Origin of the sequence: Leptotrichia sp. oral taxon 879 str. F0557 (genome assembly GCF_000469385.1) — a bacterium.
Lineage (GTDB): Bacteria > Fusobacteriota > Fusobacteriia > Fusobacteriales > Leptotrichiaceae > Leptotrichia > Leptotrichia mesophila.
In genome coordinates this window covers 10,140-11,555 of record NZ_KI271299.1, presented here as the reverse complement: position 1 = coordinate 11,555, position 1,416 = coordinate 10,140, and the positions used below count along the sequence as shown (strand labels likewise).

General features: G+C 41.6%; 1 pseudogene. It reads left to right on the top strand.

Features of this window, described 5'->3' with window-relative positions:
- Positions 1–1,416: pseudogene (locus HMPREF1552_RS03070) on the top strand (hemagglutination protein); the annotation flags it as partial.

The following is a 1,416-nucleotide window of genomic DNA, read 5'->3' as shown; positions in this document are numbered from 1 at the left end:
AAGGTAAGAGGCTTGGACTTAAAGCAGGGCAGGAGCTGACTCAGGAACAGATAAACAGCCTGAATGAAGATATTGTCTGGTATGTAACAAAAAATGTAAATGGTATTGAAGTTCTTGCTCCACAAGTTTACCTAAGTAGCAAGACTAGAGAAAGCATAAGCGATGACACAAGAAACAGAGTTGGCGGAACAGAAGGGACTTATGTGAAGTCCAAGGACTTTGTCAATGACGGAACGAAATGGGGGAATGGTGGAATTACGTATGTTGAGGCTGACACTGTAAGAAACCAGACAGCAACTAACCTTCTTTCAGAAATATCAGGGGACAGAACATTCATAAATTCTGTTGGAAACATTGAGAATATCGGAGGGCTGATTAATGGAGAGGAGTCGGTCTCGCTTATTTCTGAAAACGGCAAGGTAGTAAACGACACGACAAAAAGGACAGTTGGATTTAATAACGGGGAATATGACAGGGCAAAATATGAGGAAGTTGCCTCAGTTGGTGCAATCACTTCAAAAGGCACAACTTTTATCAAAGCTGATAGCTACAGTTCGACAGGAGGAGTTTTAAATACGGGTCATCTGGCACTTGATGTAAACAGCTTTGATGTGAATGCATTGTCACTGTCTGGAAACCATAGTTTCGGGACTGACAGCAAAAACTATTCAAAATATGCTGAAACTACACATTTAGGCGGAGGAGCAGTTGCAAATTCAGCAGAAGGAAGAATTGGAAATCTTAACTTAAGAGGCTCATCGTTCATAGCTGAAGATACAACAGGACTGACAGTTGGAAACGTCAAGGCAGAATCGGCAGTCAACAGTTATGACATGGAATCAAGGCAGAGCGAAAAAGGGTTCATGTCATCGAAAAGCACATACAGAAACTCCCACATTGAAGAAAATTCAGCAAGCAATCTTATGCTAGGCAAGAATGCTGTAATTACAGGTAATGTTGAAGGGATAGGAAGCAACATCGTTCTTGGAGAAAACACCTTTGTAGGCGGAAAAGTTACAACTGATTCACGTGAACTTCACAACAGCTACTACGAGGAGAACAGGAAGAAAGGCTTCACAGGAGGAATAAGCCATGGAAGAGCTTCAGTCGGGTATGGAAAATCGCAGAACACGTACGATGAAAAGAGTACAATAAATGCAAAATCTAATTTGCAAGTTGGAGACGGCTCAGTATTAAACAGAGGAGCAGAAATTACAGCCACAAACTTTGAATACGGAAATATTCAAATCAATAATGGCGATGTAAAATACGGTGCAAGAATTGATACAAGGGATGTGCATACTTCAAGCAAGAGCAGTGGCTTCACAATTTCAGCAGGAATAAACAGCCCGATTAAGGACAGGATTAAGCAGGTTGCGGGAGCTGTAAGCCAGATTAAGGATGGCGACAAAGTTG